Origin of the sequence: Roseobacter sp. N2S (assembly GCF_031454055.1) — a bacterium.
Taxonomy (GTDB): Bacteria; Pseudomonadota; Alphaproteobacteria; order Rhodobacterales; family Rhodobacteraceae; genus Amylibacter.
The window spans coordinates 477,336-494,387 of sequence record NZ_JAVDQB010000002.1 but is presented as its reverse complement, the minus strand read 5'-3'; the positions used below and the strand labels follow the sequence as shown (position 1 = coordinate 494,387).

Sequence of the window (17,052 nt, the reverse complement as noted above, 5' to 3'; positions counted from 1 at the left end):
CCTTAGCTGACGCGAATGCGCGGGTTGAGGTAAACATACCCGATGTCGGATATAAGCTGCGTCACCAGCACGACGAGCACGGCAACGACCGATACCCCAAGCAGCAGTTCAATGTCGTTGTTGCCAGCGGCCTGCACCAGCGTCCAGCCAAAGCCTTTGTAGTTGAACAGGGTCTCGACGATCACAACGCCGGTCAGCAGCCATGGAATTTGCAGCATAATCACCGTAAAGGGCGCGATCAGCGCGTTGCGCAGCGCGTGTTTCAGTACGATGTTTCGAAAACTGACACCCTTCAGGCGGGCGGTGCGGATATACTGCGCGGTCATCACCTCGGCCATAGAAGCCCGTGTCATGCGCGCGATATAGCCAACCCCGTAAAGCGCCAGTGCCATCACTGGCAGGGTGAAATTGGCGAAAGTAATGTCATTCACCGCCGTCGAGGCCAGCCCTTTGAACAGTGTGCCTTTTTCGATCAGCCCCCAGTCTTTGAACAGCGGCGACAATCCGGTTTTAGACGAGGCGAACAGCACCACCAGGATCACGCCCGATACATATTCAGGGGTGGCAGTGGTGGCGATGGCCATGGTGGAGAGTGAACGATCTGTGCGCGAGCCTTCGCGCATCCCTGCCAGCACGCCAATCAGCAGGGCAAGAGGTACCATCACGATCAAAACAAAGAACATCAGCCAGCCCGTTAAAGCCAGCCGTTTGGCGATAATGTCAGACACATCGCCTTTGAATACGGTGGAAAATCCGAAATTCCCCTGCAACAACCCGCAATACCGCCCGATCTGATCATCTGGAACGCCCGGTCGCGAACAGCGCGAATAAATCTCGCCGTTGGCCTCGATCTTGGGAGAGGGCAGGGCACCAAGCCACTGTCCGTACTTCAAGAACACATTCTGGGTATAGCCGCGATTGACCAGCCAGCTGTCAACCTGATCGTCGGTCATCCGCATGCTGGCCTCGGTTTTGGCCAGCTTTTCCAGATTGGGGTAAAGATTGGTCATAAAGAAGACGATGAAAGTCAGGCAAAGGGCTGTCAGCAACATGACCCCAGTTCGCCGGAGAATAAAACTTCCCATAGATTTCCCTGTCGTTGAGTATTGCGGTCACGTTTTCATCCGCGTGAGCAGAGTCTCGGACCTTAGCATTATTGGTTGGCAGTCAGAGGCAGAGGTGAAAAAGGCCAGAGGGTTGCTCTGGCCTTTTTCCGGTTTCACTTAAGCAGCGAAGCCAATCTTATGGACGTGAATTTCAAACTGCGGGTGCATATCGCCCCCCACAACCCCGTCGCGGTAGAACCGGTTCAGGCTCTGCCAATAGGGTTGGATGATCACACCGTCATCGACCAGCATTTGTTCCAACTTGGCCATAACAACCCGGCGCTTTTCAACGTCGGCAATGGCCATGGCCTCGGTCACAGTCGCGTCAAATTCCGGATTGGCATAGGCGCTTTCGTTCCAAGCCTCGCCGGACCGGAAGGCAAGGGCCAGCACCTGAATACCCAGCGGGCGTTGGTTCCAGTTGGTGGTCGAGAACGGATATTTCGCCCAGTCGTTCCAAAAGGTTGAACCCGGCAGAACAGTCCGTTTGATCTTGATCCCGGCTTGACGGATCTGGTCACCAATCGCATCAGTAGAATCTTTGCGCCAGTCGCTGTCCAAAGAAGTCAGTTCATGTTCGAAATCGGCCATGCCTGCTTCTTCCATCAGGGCCTTGGCACCTTCGGGATCATGCACGTGGGGGCCGATATCCGCATATTCGGGATGGATCGGGGAAACCTGATGGTTGGCAGCAACCACCCCGTTGTTGCCAAAGCCCAGTTCCAGCACAACCGCATTGTCCACAGCCATCGCCAGCGCCTTGCGCACGCGTTTGTCAGCGTAAGGGACTTTGCCATCCACTTCGGCAACTTGGTTACAGCGGGCCACAATCGTGTTGGCTGTTACGGTGGTAGAGCGGTTCCAGCCGTCCAGAGTTTCAAACACATCAATGTATTCGCCGTCTGTGCGGTAGCCCAGATCGTATTCTTCGGATTCAGCGCCAGCAATCCATGCCGCAGGTTCGCCGCCAAAGTCGATGTATTCGATGCGGTCACAATAAGGACCGTTTTCTTCGGCGTCCCACCAGGTGTGGCCTTCGGCGCGGACTATGACGCCTTTGACACCGGGTTCATAGGATACTGGTACATAGGGGCCTGTACCGACTGCGTTGCCGATCATGTCTTCCGCGTCAAACGAAGAGTGGACGATGGCAGCAGGGTAATCCGCCATGCCTGGAATAAGAGTGATATCTGGAACAGATGGTTTCAGTACAACAGTGTGGGAATCGGTAACCGTGATCGCACCGTCAAGGATTGCGCCATCGGCATCAACCAATGTGGCCATACGGCCTGCCATTGAATTGCCCTCAAGGGATTTATCACACCAGCCACGAATGTTGCGGGCCACGTCTTCGGCGTCGAATGCATCGCCGTTGTTCCATGTCACGCCTTTGCGCACGTTCAATGTGATGACCGTTGCATCGTCATTGGATTCCCAGCTTTCCAGCAAACGGCCTTCAAACGAACCGTCAGCGTTGATCTGAACCAGATATTCCAGCCAGCCGCGGGTGATATTCGCCAGTTCGGACCAGTCATAGGCCCGCGGGTCTTTCAGCGCTTTACAGGTCATCTGGATGCGCATTGTGCCACCCATTTTAGGCTTGGCACCATGGGCTGCGGCATTCGCCATTGGGGCGCCGATCATCGCATAAGAAGCAGCCGCAGTTGCCCCCAAAGCCGTCGCACGGGACAGGAACTCGCGGCGGGACAATTGGCCAGCCTTGTGTTCGTCTGCGTACATTTTCACTGCTGGGTGCAGTTTTTTATGTGTCGAGGTCATATTTTTCTCCCTGATAGACCAAGTCTTATTATCAGATGAACATAGCACGTTTTATGTAACAACCCAAGTCAGGCTGTCTGGCGCTATCTCTGTTAGACACTGATTTTATTGGCGACGTTGCTGTCGCATCGGTAAAAGTGTTGGATAAGGACACTCGTTTTATTCTGAAATTGGCGGATAGTTAGCGACATAACCTGTCGCTTTTACGACATCCGTACCTAAGAAATCTAAAGGGGAGGTGAATTCAGTTCACGAAGGAGCGCAAAGCGGCCTGACGCAAAGGCAATGAAACCCCTGCAAACCCACTGCAAGCCCCCGTTAAAAGACGATAAAATGATTATTTCTGTGCGGTTTGGCGAAACGCTTTGGGGGTTTGCCCCTGTTTGGCCGAAAACAACCGCGTGAAATAAGCGGGAGAGGAAAAGCCAAGTTGATTGGAAATTTCCAGAATTTTATGATCGGTATTGCTTAGCATCATGCGCGCCTCTGCCAAAACCCGTTCTTGAATAAGACGAGAGGCGGATTTCCCGTTCACTTGCTGGCAGACCCGCGTCAGGTGAGTCGGCGTGACGCCTAGAACCTTGGCGTAATCGGCCAAAGTGCGCCCTGTGCGATAGTCTTTTTCCAGCATGTTCACAAAGGCTTCCATCAGGCGCTGGGCCGCGTTCGTCTGTGGTTCTTTAAAGTGTTTCTGCGCCATACGGGCCAGATGCACTGACAACAGCCCCACCAGATATTCCACTGCCAGATTGCGCCCGATGCCCGATGTGTTGAATTCGGCAAAAATCCGGTCAAAGCGGTTGGCGATCTGTTTCTGATCCATCAGGTTCAGGATCGGCATAAACACCGAATGATCGGGCAGCACGACGCTAACATCCGGATCAACCGTCACCACCACGCCGTAAACATTGGCGGAAAGTTCCAGACGGTGGGGCACATTATGGGGAATAAAGATAACGGTGTTCGGCCCGAAAGACCGCGTTACCCCGTTGATCATACAGCGCCCGTTGCCTTTGGTGATCCAAAAGAACTTATGCAAGCCATTCACACTGTCCAACCGCAATTCCGGATGGCAAGACCGCAAGCTGCCCGCAAGTGATCCTACGAAGACCCGTTGCTCGGAATCTTTGATCAATGTGGGGGTCTCTTCGTGCATGGTCTGCTCACTTCAGGTGTTGCTTGGATAAGGCTTTGCTAGAGCCCAAACAGGGCGATGAATGATAACAGGGACAGTGTGGCCATATTAAAGGTCAATTAAGAGGCGTAATCAAGAAAAGGTTGAGGCAATTTTGTGAAGCTGTTGATCTGATGGCATTTGTTCTGGATCAATCACAGTCCAGTCGCGCATACGTTTGCGAAACCACGTGCGCTGGCGTTTGGCGAACTGGCGGGTCTGGTCTTTGGCCAGCGTGATTGCCTTGTCCAGATCAAGGGTGCCTTGGTGGGTTTGCAGCAGCTCTTTTGCGCCAATCGCCTGGGCCGAGGGCAAGTTGGGATCCCAACCATCCGCACTGTAGGCAATGACTTCCTCCATTGCGCCTTGGTCCATCATCAGATCAAAGCGCCGTTCAATCCGTTCCGCCAGCCAGTCCCGATCTGCGTTTAGATGCAGTCTCACCGCTTGTGCAGGGTCCACTAGCGGGGGCGGGGTGTTTGCCTGCCAGCGGGACAAACCTGTGCCCGTGGCCCGCAGAACCTCCCAGGCCCGTTGCAGGCGAGCGGGGTTATTGACGTCGATCTTGGCCAGTGTTTCGGGGTCTTCGCGGGCAAGATCGTCAATAAAACCGTTTTTGCCCTGTGCTATCCGACGGCGGTTCCCTTCGGCGCGTATAGAGTCGGGGGTGGGGGGGATTTCGGCGAGCCCTTGGGTCAGGGCTGCGAAATACAGCCCTGTGCCGCCGATAATGATCGGTCGTTGCTTGGCGTCTTGGGTTGTTTGCAGACAGGTAGCCACCTCGCGCAGCCAATGGCCAGTGGAATATGTGTCGTATTTGCCCATATGCCCGTACAGGTGATGGGGCGCTTGCGCGGTTTCGCTGGCATCAGGGCGGGCCGACAGCACGGACCAACAGTCATAGACCTGAATCGCATCTGCATTGATAACGCAGCCGTCGGTCAAGGCCGCTAGCCGCAAAGCCAGCGCGGATTTCCCCGAGGCCGTGGCACCAGCGATCAAAATTGGGACAGAAGTTGGGGTCATATCACAGGGTCTTCTTGGTTGCGGGCCTCTTCTTACGCCAGTTGAACGCAATTTGCCATTGAAACGCGGGCGATTTTCGGACAGTTTGCCGCGAAGCATCAACATCAAGGAATCGCGCATGGCTGACGCATCGCATGACGAGAAGAAACCGTCGTATAAACGTGTCCTTCTGAAAATTTCTGGCGAAGCGTTGATGGGCGATCAAGGGTATGGGTTGCACCCCCCCACGGTTGAAAGAATTGCCAACGAGATCAAATCAGTCCACGACCTTGGGGTCGAGATTTGTTTGGTCATCGGTGGCGGCAACATCTTTCGCGGTCTACAAGGCAGCGCGCAGGGGATGGAACGGACCACAGCCGATTACATGGGCATGCTTGCCACAGTGATGAATGCGCTGGCGATGCAGGGCGCACTGGAAAGTCTTGGGGTGTACACCCGTGTGATCAGTGCGATCCCGATGGATCAGGTCTGCGAACCCTATATCCGCCGCCGCGCCGTGCGTCACCTTGAAAAGAAACGGGTTTGCGTCTTTGCTGCGGGCACAGGCAACCCCTATTTCACCACAGATACCGCCGCGACCCTGCGGGCCAATGAAATGTCTTGCGAGGCGATCTTTAAAGGCACCCAAGTGGATGGCGTTTACGACAAAGACCCGAAAAAACATGCCGATGCTGTGCGCTATGATACAGTGTCGTATGATGAAGTGCTGCAAAAGCACCTGAAAGTCATGGATGCTTCGGCGATTGCGCTGGCGCGGGACAACCACAAACCGATCGTGGTGTTCTCATTAGACGAACCGGGCGGCTTTGCTGGTATTTTGCGCGGCGAAGGCACATATACAAAAGTAGGCTAAGACCTACACTTGGAGACAGAACTATGAGTGACGACATCGAAATTGACGTAGACGCATTGAAACGCCGCATGGACGGGGCAATGGGCGCTTTGAAAACAGAATTCGCGTCTTTGCGCACAGGCCGCGCGTCGGCTTCTATTCTGGAACCAGTAATGGTGGATGCCTATGGTTCTATGATGCCGTTGAACCAATGTGGCACTGTGAATGTTCCCGAACCGCGGATGATTACCGTGACGGTCTGGGACAAGGGCTTGTTGAACGCTGTAGAAAAGGCGATCCGCAATTCCGGACTTGGGATTAACCCAGTTGGCGACGGGATGACCCTGCGCCTGCCGATCCCCGAATTGAACGAGGAACGTCGGCAAGATCTCGCCAAAGTGGCAGGCAGTTATGCAGAACATGCCCGCGTGGCTGTACGCAACGTGCGCCGTGATGGTATGGATCAGGTCAAGAAAGCCAAAGCTGCTGGTATGGGCGAGGACGATCAGAAAATCTGGTCTGACGAAATCCAGACCATGACAGATGCGGCTATTGTAAATATTGATAAGGCTCTAGAAGCCAAACAAGCAGAGATTATGCAGGTGTAAACCGGATTAAACGGACGCGCAGGTACGGTCTGAGATAGCAGGCAAAAGATGCAGAACACAGACCAGGTAACCCATGCAGATCACGTTGCGGTCATTATGGATGGCAACGGGCGCTGGGCAACCGCGCGTGGATTGGAACGTCTGAAGGGCCATGTCAAAGGCGTGGACCGCGTGCGCGATGTTGTGCGGGCGGCCCCGAAGTTTGGCATTGATTTCCTGACAGTTTTTGCCTTTTCCACAGAAAACTGGAAACGGTCAGAGCGGGAAGTCACCGGCCTGATGAACCTGTTCAAACGCTATATTCGCGGGGAAGCGGCCACATTGGACGAAGACAATGTGCGCGTGCGTTTCATCGGGGACCGCGGCCCGCTGGATCGCAAGCTGCGTTCTTTGATGGATGAATTGGAACGGCTGACCGAAACCAACACAGGGCTCAAGCTGACCATTGCATTGAATTACGGCGGGCGGGATGAAATCACCCGCGCTGTGGGGCGGATCGCCAAGGCGGCGAAAATGGGCATGATCGCCCCCGAGGATGTGTCCGAGCAGATGATCTCGAATTTTCTGGATACGTCGGAACTGCCGGACCCTGATCTGGTGATCCGTACATCGGGGGAATGTCGCACGTCCAATTTCTTGCCGTGGCAGGCCTGCTACGCGGAATATGTGTTCACAGACACCGCTTGGCCCGATTTTACCGTGGCTGAAATGGTTAAAATCCTGACCCAATTCCGCGCCCGAGACCGCCGTTTCGGCGCTGTCGCCCTAAAATGAGCAGGTCTGCGGATTTTTCCGACCTGCGCACGCGGATTCTGTCTGCGGTGGCTTTGGTGTTTATCGGCCTAAGTTTGGTCTGGGTCGGGGGGGATGCCTTTGGTGTCTTGCTGGTCATTGCATCGGGTTTGATGGGCTGGGAAACCAGTCGGATGCACTCAAACGCCCCGCTGATTAACTATGTGTTCGGCCTTGTGCTGGCAGCGCTTGTCTTATCGGTGATGTTCCTGCCGATGACGTGGTCAATTGTGCTGGCCGTGATCGCGCTGGGCGCTGTTTTTCTGGGGCATCAACGCCCGCTGGTAGTTTTGCTGGCGGCGGTGGCCATTGCCCTGTGTTGTGTGACGCTGGAAATTCTGCGCAGCCAGTATGGCTTGGGCTGGACGCTGTGGCTGTTGGTCGTTGTCGTAGCCAGTGATGTTGGCGGCTATTTCGCAGGCAAGCTGATTGGCGGCCCGAAAATCCTGCCCCGTATCAGCCCCAAGAAAACATGGTCCGGTACGTTGGGTGGCTGGGTTTTAGCGGCCCTTGTGGGATACGGCGCAGTGCTTTTGGGCATGGGCGGGTTTGGGATTGTGTTTCTATCGGTCTTGGTGGCCATTGCCGCGCAAATCGGTGATCTGCTGGAATCCGCGATGAAGCGGCGGGCAGGGATCAAAGACAGTAGCAACCTTATTCCAGGTCACGGCGGTCTGTGGGATCGGTTTGACGGAACTGTCGGTGCGGCCTGTGCCTTGGGTCTGGTTTTGGCGCTTGGCGGTGCCGGAGCCGTAGGATTGGCGTGATGCGCCGCGTATCCGTTTTTGGCGCGACGGGATCGGTTGGACAGAACACCATCGATCTGATTGCGCGGCGTCCCGATGATTTTGACGTGGTGGCGATCAGCGGCGGGGCAAATGTGGCTTTGCTGGCGGCGCAAGCCAAACTGCTGCGTGCAGATTTGGCGGTGATTGCTCAGGATGACCTTCTGTCAGACCTGCAGGACGCTTTGGCGGGGACGGGTATCCAAGCCGCCGCAGGGCGGTGTGCTTTGCTGGATGCCGCCGCGATTCCTGTGGATTGGGCCATGTCGGCGGTTGTGGGCTTTGCCGGACTGGAAATCAGTCTTGCCATTGCGAAAAACACCCGCACGCTGGCGCTGGCCAACAAAGAAAGCCTGGTCTGCGGGGGGGCCTTGCTGCAAAAGACCTGCGCCGATCACCAGACCCGCTTGCTGCCTGTAGACAGCGAACATTCGGCGATTTTCCAATGTATTGCAGGGGCGGACAAGCTGGTGGAGCGGGTGATCCTGACAGCCTCTGGTGGGCCGTTTTTGAAGTCTTCCTTGGCCGCTATGGAACAGGCCACACCTGAACAGGCCGTTGCCCATCCGAACTGGGATATGGGCCAGCGGATTTCCATCGACAGCGCGTCGATGTTCAACAAAGCGATGGAGGTTCTGGAAACCCACGCCTTGTTTGACGTGACCCCTGACCAGATCGAAGTAATCATCCACCCCCAATCCATCGTGCATTCTATGGTCGGCTTTACCGACGGCGCGATCATGGCACATCTGGGGCCAGCCGACATGCGCGGCCCTATCGGCTTTGCCTTGAATTGGCCCGAAAGGGCTGATCTACCCGTTGAGCGGTTGGATTTCGGGGCCCTTGGCGCATTAAGTTTTCAGCATCTTGATCCGGTGCAATTCCCGGCCCTTGGGTTGGCGGAACAGACCATGCAAATGGGCGGATTGGCGGGCGCTGCGTTTAACGCCGCCAAGGAAGCTGCGCTCGATCTGTTTCTGGCCCGTCAGATCGGGTTTCTGGACATGGCCCGCGTGGTGCGGGCGGTACTGGCGCAGACAGACGTGGCCAGCAATGATATACTATGTGTCGAGGCTGTGATTGCCGCTGATGCAATCGCGAGAGTAAAAGCGGGTGAAGCCGCACAGAAAGGGTTTTAGTTAATGTTTGATTTCCTGTCCTATGTTCCACTGATCGGGGGAACGCTGACCTTTCTGGTGCCGTTTATCATTGTGCTGAGCATCGTGATTTTCATCCATGAATTCGGCCATTACATCGTGGGTCGCTGGTGCGGCATCCACGCTGAAGCGTTTTCCATGGGCTTTGGTCCTGTGGTTAAAACATGGACGGACAAACGGGGCACCCGCTGGCAGATTGCTGCCTTGCCCTTTGGTGGCTTTGTAAAGTTTCTGGGCGATGCCAATGCCGCCAGCGGCAATGCAGACCGATCCGCCATTGACGCCATGCCCGAAGCGCTGCGTGCACGCACCTTTGAAGCGGCTTCTTTGTGGCGGCGGGCCTTGACGGTTTTTGCGGGGCCGGGGGCGAATTTCATCCTGTCCATCGTGATTTTCGGGATGATCGCTATGGGGTCGGGGCGCCCGTCCAGTGATCTGGTGGTGGGCGAGGTGAAATCCATCCCCGGAGAGGCAACTGGCTTGCGCTCGGGGGATTTGATCAAAACCTTTAACGGCAAACCCGTTGCGCGATGGCAGGATTTTGAAGATTTCAAATACCGCGCAGATGGAAACAGCGCGCCAACCTACGGTGTCTTGCGTGACGGTGAAGAACAATCTGTAAGCGGGCCATTCCCGTGGCTGCCGATTGTATCCTCGGTTAATCCCGTGACGCCTGCGGCCAAGGCAGGGGTTAAGAAAGACGATCTGGTGGTCATGCTGGACGGCAAAGCCATTACATCCTTCTTTGAACTGCAAACCATCGTGCAGCAAATGACCTCTCGTGAAGTGGTTATGAAAGTGCTGCGCGGCACAGAGGTGGTTGATCTGAACATCACCCCCCGCGCAATGGCCTATGAAAAGGACGACGGCAGCTTTGGCGAGCGGATGATGATCGGCATCGGCGCCGGTCTGTCTGTGTCGCCTGTTTATGAAACTGTCGGCTTGTTGGGTGCGCTGGATGCAGGGGTCGGATCGGTCTGGCATCTGGCCAAGGTCTTTGTGCGCACGATTACAGAACTGGTGACGGGCGGGCTGTCGGTCAAGAACCTGCAAGGGCCGGTTGGCATTGCGGTTGCATCCGGCGACAGTGCCTCGCAGGGGCCGCTGGAACTGGTATTCATGATTGCGTTTATTTCCACTGCAATCGGCTTGATGAACCTGCTGCCTATTCCTATTCTGGACGGCGGACATCTGGTGATTTTTGCCTATCAAGCCATATTCCGCCGCGCGCCAAGTGATCGCGCTTTGCAGGTGGCCATGGGGGTCGGATTGTCTTTGTTGTTGATGTTGATGATTTTCGCCACCTTTAACGACATAATGCGCCTTTGAATTCGCCACAGGTTGGATTAGAAAGGGTGCAGAAAAATAGAGGTTACTTCTAAGACCTTGGGGGTTTGGGACAGTATGAAGAATTCGCGGATAACGGCGTATGTAAAGCGCGGCTTGAAACAGGGGGGCGCAGTCTTTGCCCTCGGGGTGGCTGTGGTTCCGACCTACAGTATTTTAACCATTGAAAATTCAATGGCTTACGCGCAAGCAACCGCGCGGTTTTCGCGGGTTGATGTGTCTGGCAATCAACGGATTGCATCAGACACGGTTCGATCCATCGCTGGAATAAGCGCCGGTGTGAATGTTACCCCCGGCCAAATCAACGGTGCGGTGCAGAATCTGTACGAATCCGGCCTGTTTGAAACCGTTACTGTGCGTCCCGAGCAGGGGCGTTTGGTGATTGATGTTGCGGAATACCCGACGATCAACGAAATTTCACTAGAGGGCAACCGCCGACTGAAGGACGAAGACCTGATTGGCTTGGTTGGCTCTATCCCGCGCCGCGCCTATTCTCCGTCGCAGGCCGAAGCTGATACACAAGCCATCACCGATGCTTATGTGGCCGCAGGTCGTCTGGCGGCGAAGGTTGAACCCAAAATCATTCGCCGCTCTGACAACCGTGTGGATCTGGTGTTTGAAATTCGCGAAGGCCGCGTGATTGAGGTGAACCGCATCAGCTTTACCGGCAACCGCAAATATTCCGACCGCCGCTTGCGCAGTTCTTTGGAAACCAAACAGGCAGGGATTTTCCGGGCCTTGGTGCGCAAAGACACGTTCATTCCGGAACGGGTGGAATTTGACAAGGAAAAGCTGCGGAATTTCTATCTGAAGCGGGGCTATATCGACGCGGAAATCCTGTCGTCTTCGGCTGATTTTGCCCGCGAACGCAATGCCTTTGGCGTGAACTTTCAGGTGCAGGAAGGCCAGCAATACAGCTTTGGCACATTGACGCTCAGCAGCCCTGAACCCGATGTGAATGTGGATGATTTTCAAAAAGCGATGAAAATCCGGCAGGGACGGACCTATAATCCTGAACTTGTGAACACCACTCTGGAACGGCTGGATGTGATCGCGGCGGAAAAAGGTCTGCCCTTTGTGCAGGCCCGCCCACGGGTGACGCGCAACGATGACACCCGCACGCTGGATATTGATTTCGAACTGGCCCGCGGTCAGAAGATTTTTGTGGAACGCATCGACATTGAAGGCAACAGCACAACAATCGACCGTGTGATCCGCCGTGAATTCGAAACCGTTGAAGGCGACCCTTTCAATGCACGCAAGGTTCAGGAAGCCACAGATCGCATCCGTGCGCTGGGGTATTTCACCAAAGTGGATGTGCAAACCCGTGAAGGCTCGGCGCCGGATCAGGTGGTGATTGATGTTAATGTGGAAGAGCAACCAACGGGGACGCTTGGTTTTGGTGTTGGTTTTGGCACAGACGATGGCCTAAGCGGGAATGTCACCCTGACCGAGGAGAATTTCCTCGGGCGCGGCCAATCTATCGGCCTGACAGTCAGCACAACCAGCGACAACCGGATTTTCTCGTTCAGCTTCAAAGAACCCAAACTGTTTGACCGTGATCTGGCTGCTGGAATAGCGTTTTCCTATACGACTACAAATGACGATGATCTGACCTTCAACACCTCGCGGGTTTCGTTGCGCCCAAGTCTGGAATTCCCGATCGGAGAATATTCCCGCCTGAGCACGTCTTTACTGTTTAGCAGCGACGAAGTGACAGCGGATACAGATTCATCGCCACTGATTTCGGCCGAAACGGGCCGCCGCTCGACTATGGGCATTGGTCTTGGCTATACATTTGACCGGCGGAACTCTCCGATTGATCCAACGGGTGGGTTTATCTTTAGCATCGACCAGACCTTGGCGGGTTTTGCTGGCGACAATAAATACTACAAGGCGGTGGCCAACGCCAAAGCCTATCGCAGTGTTCTGAACGAAGAAGTTGTCCTGTCGGCTGAACTGGAAGGGGGCTACCTGAAAGGTTTGGGCGGCAATTCAACCAGTATCATCGACCGGTTCCAACTGGGCGGCAACACCCTGCGCGGCTTTGAATCCTATGGCATTGGCCCGCGGGATGTCGGGCTTGATACAAACGGCGATTCTTATGATGCGGCGCTTGGCGGTAACTTCTACGCGCTGGCCCGTCTTGAAGCGAGTTTCCCCATTGGCATTCCTGAAGAATACGGCATCCACGGTGGTCTGTTCTTCGATGTGGGGAGCGTTTGGGGCTTGGACAATACGACCGCAGGTACGTCAACGGCATCGTCTGCTGATTTTGAACTGCGCTCGGCCATTGGTGTTTCAATCTTCTGGGATACGGCGCTTGGGCCACTTCGGTTCAACTTTGCCAAACCTTTGGAATATGTCCAAGGCGTTGACAGCACTGAATCGTTCAACTTTACCATCGACACGCGCTTTTAAGCGATGAAAAGGGTTGCACGCAGGGCGTTTGGACTTGGGTTTGCCCTGACACTTTCTTGCTGGTCTGCCAACGCGCAGACCAGCAGCTTTCCCGTCTATGATCCAACCCTGCCGATTGTCAGCATCAACCGCGAAACCCTGTTTCAACGGTCTGATCTGGGCAATCACCTAAGCGAGGTTCTGTCCAAGCGACAGGCGGCGTTGGTTGCCGAGAACGACAGACTGGCCGCCACATTGGAGCAAGAAGAACTGGAACTGACCGAATTGCGCAAAACGCTCAGCCCAGAGAAATTCGCCCCCATGGCAGAGGCTTTTGATGCCAAAGTGAAAAAAGTGCGACGGGTGCAGGATCAGAAATCGGTAGATCTGGCCAAGGCGTTGGAATCCATGCGGTTCCGTTTTTTCCGTCAGGCCGAAAGTGTGATTGCCCAGATGATGCAGGATTCCGGCATCCTGTTTGTGCTCGATGAAAAAGCCATTTGGATGAGCAAAGGCGGCGATGTTACAAACACTGTCATAGAGCGGATGAATGCCGCCTATGCCGCAGGTGAAATATCAATCGAATAGGCCCTCCACCGCCGATCAACCGTGCGTTCCTCTGGATCACGGTCAAAAGGCAGGTTAGGGTTGGAACTCTATAATTAAAGGAAGAAGTAATGGCTGACGGCGAGACCGGTAACGTGTTGTTAACTGCGGATATTCAGGACATCAAACGGATGATCCCCCATCGTTATCCGTTTTTGTTGATTGATCGCGTCAAAGAGATCGACCTGAATAAAAGCGCGGTGGGCATCAAGAATGTCACCTATAACGAGCCGCATTTTCAGGGCCATTTCCCTGCCAGCCCGATCATGCCGGGTGTTACCATCGTCGAGGCGATGGCCCAGACCGCTGCCGTTCTGGTGGTGATGACGCTGGATATGATCGACAACGATATGCTGGTCTATTTCCTGTCCATCGACAAATGCAAATTCCGCAAACCTGTCACACCAGGTGATCAGTTGGAGCTGCATGTAAAAGTGATCCGTGGTCGCGGAAAGTTGTGGCGCTTTTCCGGTGAAGCTCGTGTAGACGGCAATGTAGTGGCCGAAGCAGAGTTTAACGCAATGATGGTTCCACCAGAGGATCAATAAAATGGCAGTTCATGAGAGTGCTATAGTCCACCGTATGGCGGTGGTCGAAGACGGGGCGGTTGTCGGCCCTAACTGTAAGATCGGCGCTTTTGCGGTTGTCGGCCCAGAGGTGACGCTCGGCGACGGGGTGGAATTAAAATCCCACGCGGTTGTTGAAGGCTGGACCGAAATCGGCGCTGGCACAATCATCTTCCCTTTTGCCAGCATCGGCCACATGCCACAGGATTTGAAATTCGGCGGCGAACGCACCAAGCTGGAAGTGGGCAAGCGCAATCGCATCCGTGAACATGTCACTATGAACCCCGGAACCGAGGGCGGCGGCGGTCTGACCAAAGTTGGCGACGACGGCTTGTTCATGATGAGCGTCCACATTGGCCATGACTGTATCGTGGGCAATAACGTTGTACTGGCCAATAATGCGTCACTGGGCGGGCATTGCATCATCGAAGATAACGTTGTTCTGGGCGCTTTGTCCGGGGTTCACCAGTTCTGCCGGATCGGGCGGGGCGCTATGGTGGGCGGTCTGGCTGCGGTGGCGGCGGATGTTATTCCTTATGGGACGGTCCTTGGGGATCGCGCCACTTTGGAAGGGCTGAACCTTGTCGGGTTAAAGCGGCGCGGCTATGATAAGAACACCATCAACGGCATGCGCAGCGCGTTTCGTTTGCTGTTTAACGGCACGGGATCTTTGCGGGAACGGGCGTCGAGCCTGCAACTGGAATATGCCTCGAATGCGCTGGTTCAGGATGTGACCGACTTCATCCTCGAAGACAGCAACCGCCATATGACCACGCCCAAAGGGGGCTAACCCCGATGGGCGCGGCGGCACATTCCGAACTGTTGAACACAGGTCCACTGGCTATTGTTGCAGGGGACGGTGATTTGCCACGTCTGTTGGCTGAGGAATGCCAACGGAATGATCGCGCCTATATTGTGGTGCTTTTTGCGGGATTTGCCCCAGACTGGGCGGTTGGACTGCCCTGTCTGAAGGCTGAATTTGAAAAACCTGCCCGCATGTTCAAAGCCTTGCATAAGGGCGGATTTACCTGCGTCACTTTTGCGGGGGCCATGCAGCGCCCCCATTTGCGACCGCTGAAATTCGACTGGAAATTTCTGAAACTGGCCCCGACGCTGCTACCAGCGATGAAGTCTGGCGACGACGTCACCCTGCGCACCATCACCGCGATTTTTGAATCCGAAGGGATGCAGGTTGTCGGTGCCCATGACGTGCTGGAAACCCTTTTAGCCCCAAGCGGTGTGCAGACGGTGGCCAAGTTATCCAAAATGGATTGGGCAGATATAAAGCGCGGCTTTGATATCGCACAGGCGTCTGGGCGGTTGGATGTAGGGCAGGGTGCCGTTGTGGCGCAGGGCATTTGTCTTGCGGTCGAAAGCATCCAAGGCACCGATGCCATGCTGCGCTTTGTGGCGGAAACAGGCGATGCCTATCGACTTGATCCCAAGGCCGCGCGGGGTGTTTTGTGCAAAGTTCCCAAACCCGGCCAAGACTGGCGGGTGGATTTGCCCAGTATCGGCCCTGCTACGGTTGAAGCCGCTGCACGGGCGGGTCTGGCCGGAGTCGCGGTTCAGGCGGGCGGCGTACTGGTGCTGGGGCTAGAGCAAACAATCGCAAAAGCCGATGAACTGGGCCTGTTTCTGGTCGGGGTCGGGCGCGATGATACCCCCCCCGCCGAGGCGGAGTCGTGAAGGTTTTTATCCTTGCGGGGGAACCGTCAGGCGACAAGCTGGGCGGGGCGCTGATGGCGGGGTTGAACGGACTCGAGACCGTTGAATTCGCTGGGGTCGGCGGCGGGGCCATGCAAGCGCAAGGGCTGGAAAGCCTGTTTGATATGAATGACTTATCCGTGATGGGTCTGTTAGAGGTTCTGCCCCGTATTCCCAAGCTATTGCGACGGATCAAACAGACTGTTGCAGCCGCCGACGCCTTTGCGCCGGATGTTCTGATCACCATCGACAGCCCTGATTTCTGCCTGCGGGTGGCAGAGAAGCTAAAAGTTCTACACCCTGATTTGAAGGTGGTGCATTACGTTGCACCCTCGGTCTGGGCTTGGCGACCCGAACGGGCGGAAAAGATGGCGCGTCATGTGGATCATGTGCTGGCGCTGCTGCCGTTTGAACCGCCTTACATGACCGCGGCCGGGATGAGCTGTGATTTTGTCGGCCATCCGATCGTGGCCGAGCCGCAGCCAAGCCCGCAAGAAACCGCGGTGTTTGCTTCGGACTTGGGACTGAATGTTCAGGCCCCCATTGTGTGCCTGTTGCCCGGATCGCGCAAGGGAGAGCTGTCCCGCATGGGGCCGATCCATGCAGAGGTCACCCGAAGGATTGCCGATCAGGTGCAAGATGTGCAGTTCATCCTGCCCGCCGCAGGGGCTGTTGTGACACAGGCTGAAAAAATGGTGCGGGGCTGGGATGTGCGCCCGGTTATTCTGGATCCCCGCGGATTAACCGTTGCGCAAAGCGAGCATCGAAAGCGGATGGTGTTTGGGATGAGCACCGCAGCACTCGCCACATCGGGCACTGTTGCGCTGGAACTGGCGGCGGCGGAGTGTCCGATGGTTGTGGGCTATAAGGCCAATTATCTGACCACGCGGATGGTCAAGAAACTGGCCCAGATCGACACGGCGAACCTGATTAATATCGTCACACAAACCCGCGAAATCCCCGAGTTTCTGTTTGATGAATGCCGCGCAGATAAAATTGCCCCTGCGCTGTTGGCATTGTTAAAAAACGACGCGGTGGAGCAGGCGCAAAAACTGGTTTGCGCGCAGACCATGCAGGCTTTGGGCTTGGGGGGTGCTGACCCGGGAGTACGGGCGGCGCGGTCTGTTTTGGCGTTTTTGGGACGGGACTAAGGGCCTGCCGGCCCTC

The 17,052-nt window shown here is 55.5% G+C and carries 16 protein-coding genes; 12 read left to right on the top strand and 4 right to left on the bottom strand.

All coding sequences use genetic code 11. The features are described from left to right. Positions 1–2: 2 nt before the first annotated feature. From GGE09_RS08150 to miaA, 4 genes are all read right to left on the bottom strand, one after another. Positions 3–1,085, bottom strand: a complete 1,083-nt coding sequence (locus GGE09_RS08150) for an ABC transporter permease (RefSeq protein ID WP_309745610.1) — start codon at positions 1,083–1,085, stop codon at positions 3–5. Positions 1,086–1,223: 138 nt separating this feature from the next. Next, entirely contained in the window at positions 1,224–2,885 is a 1,662-nt protein-coding gene (locus GGE09_RS08145) for an ABC transporter substrate-binding protein (RefSeq protein ID WP_309745609.1), read from the bottom strand. A 337-nt stretch (positions 2,886–3,222) separates the two neighbouring features. Further along, a complete protein-coding gene (locus GGE09_RS08140; RefSeq protein WP_309745608.1) occupies positions 3,223–4,041 on the bottom strand; it encodes an AraC family transcriptional regulator in 819 nt (272 codons plus the stop codon). A gap of 111 nt (positions 4,042–4,152) precedes the next feature. Beyond that, positions 4,153–5,085 carry a tRNA (adenosine(37)-N6)-dimethylallyltransferase MiaA gene (miaA, locus tag GGE09_RS08135; RefSeq protein WP_309745607.1) on the bottom strand — a complete coding sequence of 311 codons (933 nt, stop codon included), beginning with the start codon at positions 5,083–5,085 and terminating at the stop codon, positions 4,153–4,155. Positions 5,086–5,203: 118 nt separating this feature from the next. Here miaA and pyrH point away from each other — a divergent pair, with 118 nt between their 5' ends. The 12 genes from pyrH to lpxB all read left to right on the top strand — a co-directional run bounded on the left by pyrH (position 5,204) and on the right by lpxB (position 17,036). Next, on the top strand, positions 5,204–5,938 hold the full coding sequence (gene pyrH, locus GGE09_RS08130; protein WP_309745606.1) for a UMP kinase: 735 nt from the start codon (positions 5,204–5,206) through the stop codon (positions 5,936–5,938). Positions 5,939–5,961: 23 nt separating this feature from the next. Then, positions 5,962–6,525 carry a ribosome recycling factor gene (gene frr / locus GGE09_RS08125; protein ID WP_309745605.1) on the top strand — a complete coding sequence of 188 codons (564 nt, stop codon included), beginning with the start codon at positions 5,962–5,964 and terminating at the stop codon, positions 6,523–6,525. A 48-nt stretch (positions 6,526–6,573) separates the two neighbouring features. Next, positions 6,574–7,299: an isoprenyl transferase gene (locus GGE09_RS08120; protein ID WP_309745604.1), complete on the top strand. Its 726-nt coding sequence runs from the start codon at positions 6,574–6,576 to the stop codon at positions 7,297–7,299. Next, positions 7,296–8,084 carry a phosphatidate cytidylyltransferase gene (locus GGE09_RS08115; RefSeq protein WP_309745603.1) on the top strand — a complete coding sequence of 263 codons (789 nt, stop codon included), beginning with the start codon at positions 7,296–7,298 and terminating at the stop codon, positions 8,082–8,084. Before GGE09_RS08120 ends, GGE09_RS08115 begins: the two co-directional genes overlap by 4 nt. Next, complete coding sequence (gene dxr, locus GGE09_RS08110; RefSeq protein WP_309745602.1) at positions 8,084–9,241, top strand: 1-deoxy-D-xylulose-5-phosphate reductoisomerase; 1,158 nt, start codon at positions 8,084–8,086, stop codon at positions 9,239–9,241. Before GGE09_RS08115 ends, dxr begins: the two co-directional genes overlap by 1 nt. Positions 9,242–9,244: 3 nt before the next feature. Next, positions 9,245–10,588, top strand: coding sequence for an RIP metalloprotease RseP (gene rseP / locus GGE09_RS08105; RefSeq protein WP_309745601.1), 1,344 nt, complete (start codon positions 9,245–9,247; stop codon positions 10,586–10,588). Between the two features lie 192 nt (positions 10,589–10,780). Further along, a complete protein-coding gene (gene bamA / locus GGE09_RS08100) occupies positions 10,781–13,027 on the top strand; it encodes an outer membrane protein assembly factor BamA (RefSeq protein WP_309745600.1) in 2,247 nt (748 codons plus the stop codon). A 3-nt stretch (positions 13,028–13,030) separates the two neighbouring features. Beyond that, a complete protein-coding gene (locus GGE09_RS08095; RefSeq protein WP_309745599.1) occupies positions 13,031–13,594 on the top strand; it encodes an OmpH family outer membrane protein in 564 nt (187 codons plus the stop codon). Between the two features lie 89 nt (positions 13,595–13,683). Beyond that, positions 13,684–14,160 carry a 3-hydroxyacyl-ACP dehydratase FabZ gene (gene fabZ / locus GGE09_RS08090; protein WP_309745598.1) on the top strand — a complete coding sequence of 159 codons (477 nt, stop codon included), beginning with the start codon at positions 13,684–13,686 and terminating at the stop codon, positions 14,158–14,160. Between the two features lies 1 nt (position 14,161). Next, positions 14,162–14,968 (top strand): acyl-ACP--UDP-N-acetylglucosamine O-acyltransferase, encoded by an 807-nt coding sequence (gene lpxA / locus GGE09_RS08085; protein ID WP_309745597.1) that lies wholly within the window; start codon positions 14,162–14,164, stop codon positions 14,966–14,968. Positions 14,969–14,973: 5 nt separating this feature from the next. Continuing rightward, on the top strand, positions 14,974–15,867 hold the full coding sequence (locus tag GGE09_RS08080; protein ID WP_309745596.1) for a UDP-2,3-diacylglucosamine diphosphatase LpxI domain-containing protein: 894 nt from the start codon (positions 14,974–14,976) through the stop codon (positions 15,865–15,867). Beyond that, positions 15,864–17,036, top strand: a complete 1,173-nt coding sequence (gene lpxB / locus GGE09_RS08075; RefSeq protein WP_309745595.1) for a lipid-A-disaccharide synthase — start codon at positions 15,864–15,866, stop codon at positions 17,034–17,036. Before GGE09_RS08080 ends, lpxB begins: the two co-directional genes overlap by 4 nt. Positions 17,037–17,052 lie beyond the last annotated feature (16 nt).